The sequence below is a fragment of the Streptomyces sp. NRRL F-2664 genome, from assembly GCF_000719345.1.
Classification (GTDB): Bacteria; Actinomycetota; Actinomycetes; order Streptomycetales; family Streptomycetaceae; genus Streptomyces.
The window spans coordinates 1-3,361 of the sequence record NZ_JOFX01000134.1 but is presented as its reverse complement, the minus strand read 5'-3'; the positions used below and the strand labels follow the sequence as shown (position 1 = coordinate 3,361).

The following is a 3,361-nucleotide window of genomic DNA, read 5'->3' as shown; positions in this document are numbered from 1 at the left end:
GCCTCTACCACCCCGAAACCGGCCGCTTCACCACCCGCGACCCCCACCCCACACCCCTCAACAAATACCAAGCCTTCACAGCCAACCCCATCGAACACACCGACCCCACCGGAAACCTCCCGTTTAAAATTAGATTTAAGACAAAGCAGCAAAAGGTTAGGGCCGAAAACGTCCTCCGGCATTACGCCCGTACACAGGCCGGTTCCGGTGTCGGCTTCAGCGGCGCAGTCACGGGGCCCCAGATGCGTGCCATGTACAAGAGCTCTGGCCTCCTGCCTGACGGCTCCCGGCCGCTGGCCAAACAAATGGCTCCACCATCACCAATCAAGTCAGCGGCAGTATTCGACTCGGACGGCTTGAAACTTGAAGGTGATATCGTAGCTTTTGCCCGGGCAAGTGCGGCCGGGAGAGCCGAGCGCATCCTCGGAGAACTCCCCCCACCTCCGGACCTCTTTTTCTGGTACCGGAAATCTGCACACCAAAAGCGAGTGCGGGATAAATTCGAAAGCAAAGTCGATGAAATCTTGAGAGGTTTCGGGTCCCTCAATTTCCCGGACCCGGAGACAAGGTATCACGTCCGGAATGTCAATGCCTTTTTGGCAATTATTCCGAGCATGAAGACGCAGGACCTAAAAGCGACGGTCCACGACTTTAGGGCCTCGTTGCGGGAATTGGTTTTTAGTTACACTTCCAACCCCGGCTCCCCTGAGGATGCATGGGTTTCCGCTGTGCTCCGCATTGATTCCCACTGGCTGACGGAAGCCGACTATACAGATGCGGAAAAGGTTTTCGGCCCTCCCCCGACAGGGGCCTCGCTGACGGACATGCTTATCGGCCCTGGGGGGTAGCGGTTCGTTCCCGTCGAGGACCCGGTAAGTACAACGAGAGCGTCTCGGATACGGCCCGCGAACCCGAATTGAACCCGATAAAGCCAGCCACTCTGGTCTTAACATAGGTTATTGTCGCCGAGGAGTTTCTCGCCGGGTGCACCGGCGGGTTAGCGGTGGCGCTTCCGAGGCATCGCCACCCGCTACGAGAAGACCGCCACCTCATACGAAGCAGCGGTCACACTCGCGTCACTCCTTCTCTGGGCAAGATCAATCTTGAAGGCGGCCCCTAGTTTCATGCCGGCTGCACGCCGGCGGGAGGGAGACGGCGAGCAGGTTCCCGGCCAGGGTGGCGGCAATCTGGAGGTTGAAGCCGGTGTTTGGTGCTTGCCGGAGAACATCGCGGTGCCCTCGTTCCTCCGGTCCCATGTGGTCCCCAGCGTGCCGTCGGTGGGTACGGCTCTTCCGGCGGAGGGCTCCGCCGGATCGGGAACTCGCTGGTCAGGACTTTTCCCACGGGGAAGGTTCCGGCGGCGTGAGACGGTCGCCTGGGAGATCCCCGAAGAGTCCAGCCGCCGCTTCCTGGACAGGGTTCTGCCGCAGCAGGAACAGCATTAGTACCACCGACGGGTACAAGCCCAGCGCCCGCAGCCGCTCAGGAGACGGGCCGTCCGACATGGCCCATGCAGGTCGCCGTGGAGCAGGGCTTCGCCAGGCGGGGCGGTTTCTGTACCGTCCACCAGGCCTCGAACTCGGCGGTGGTGGAGTCGCGGTTGATGATGGCGTTCTCGGCCAGGTCGGCGGCGCCCTCGGCGGACAGCCGGAAGTCGTCATCAGTCCAGGCCGGCTGCTCGTCGGCCCGCGGCAGGAGTTCCCCGGCCCGAGCATGATGTACTGCGTGACCACATACGGCGGGCCCGGCTCGGCAGCCCGGTTGCAGCACCACGCTGTGTGCATCCCGGCCGGTGCGTGCAGGGCGACAACGACGTCGTCTGCGAATGCCTGCCAGCAGCCCGTCCGCATCCTGGACGAGAGCAGCTCAACCCGGCCCTCCTGCCACGACCACTCCAAACACCCCGAGGACACCCGGAAGGCGACATGAGCAGCGAAGCGGAGGTCGTTTGACGCCGAGCTGGCCGAGGGTGAGGACCTTGGCCATGATCCGGCCGTCCGCCCCCAGGCCGGAGCCGCTCGGCTCCCACCAGCCGCTGACCTTCGCAGCCTACGAAACGGCCCGTTCCTCGCCAATGCGGCCCCGCAGGAAGGCGATCCACGTGACGGCCGCCGACTCCTCTCTCCTGGTCATCGTCCGACCGCTCCTGTGTACTCTGCGGCGGCGTCGCGGCCGCGCGCACCCGGCGAGCTGCCGTCTCGGGTCTCGCCTCGTACGGCTCGACGCGCGCGTCGAGCAGCGCCAGCGCCTCGAAGAGCTGGCCGGCGTTCTCCCACTCCGGGGAGGAGTCGGTGTGCTCCCAGGCGGCGGGGCCGTTGAGGGAGGGGCGAGCGGATTGAGGTGCGGGTGGTGTCGTCCAGGGCCCGGCACAGCGCTCGGGGCCACCAGCTGTGTCCGTGACTGGAGGAAGTCCGTCCACCAGAATGCCCCGGCCGAGTGGGAACACGCCAACCTGCCCAGGCGGCTGGGCACCGGATGGAGCCGGGCGAGTTGTGGCGACCGCATCCACCCTCCTCTTCTCGGCTGCGCCCGCGACGGCCTCGCCGAAGCACATACTGCCCGCCCCGGAAAGATTGCACGACAGGGTCAGGTCAAAGCCTAAGCCGGTAAGGTGAGGGATCTGTCTTCCCTCGCAGTGTAAGAGTTACCCAGCTCTTATCGACCCCGTGGAGGGCGGCCAGGAAATCAGTCTCGGGAGATCCGTGCACGTATATGGGATCGTTCGGATTAGATATCCGATGATCCGAAAATTTGCGCGTCAGGGCGCTCAGGTGCTTACTGAATTCCCCGAGGGGTTCTTCTATCGATTCAAGGTGGCCATATAGGGCATCATTCAGATAGTCGACGGCCCGGTAGGCATGGAAATGCAATTCGCTATAGATTTCGGAATCCATCTGTATTGCGAAGTTCGCAAAGCGAATGAATTCATGACTGTCCCAGACTGGCTTCGACAGAGCATCTAGCTGGGTTAGGAGGGCTCTGCGGTCCTCAGCCTTCCTCGCTGCTTCCTTTTCGCTTGCCGCGCGTACGCCCACCTCTCCTGACTGAGCCTTTCCGGGCTCCGCTTCAGTCGGATTCTCTGCACTGGAGATTACCCTGGTCGGCTCGTCAGGGGCAGTGCGGCCGTTCGCGATGAGATTTACGCCTGGCCTGCCAGTAAGGCTGTGAATTTGACGCTCAATAACCAAACGGCGCTCTGAATCAGCTACCCCTTCTCGGATCCGCTTCCGAATCTTCAGCTGAAGATTGCCAGTAGGGTCGATGTGTTCGATGGGGTTGGCTGTGAAGGCTTGGTATTTGTTGAGGGGTGTGGGGTGGGGGTCGCGGGTGGTGAAGCGGCCGGTTTCGGGGTGGTAGAGGC

3 protein-coding genes are annotated in these 3,361 nt (G+C 62.7%); 1 reads left to right on the top strand and 2 read right to left on the bottom strand.

The window, feature by feature from the left end; translation table 11 throughout:
• Window positions 1-848: hypothetical protein (locus IF89_RS46630; RefSeq protein WP_199820623.1), on the top strand; the 848-nt coding region annotated here is incomplete at its 5' end.
• A 634-nt stretch (window positions 849-1,482) separates the two neighbouring features.
• Here IF89_RS46630 and IF89_RS0134610 read toward each other — a convergent pair.
• Window positions 1,483-1,773 carry a hypothetical protein gene (locus IF89_RS0134610; protein ID WP_030776774.1) on the bottom strand — a complete coding sequence of 97 codons (291 nt, stop codon included), beginning with the start codon at window positions 1,771-1,773 and terminating at the stop codon, window positions 1,483-1,485.
• An 818-nt stretch (window positions 1,774-2,591) separates the two neighbouring features.
• Window positions 2,592-3,361 (bottom strand): hypothetical protein (locus IF89_RS46625; RefSeq protein WP_199820622.1); only part of this gene is annotated, 770 nt, incomplete at its 5' end.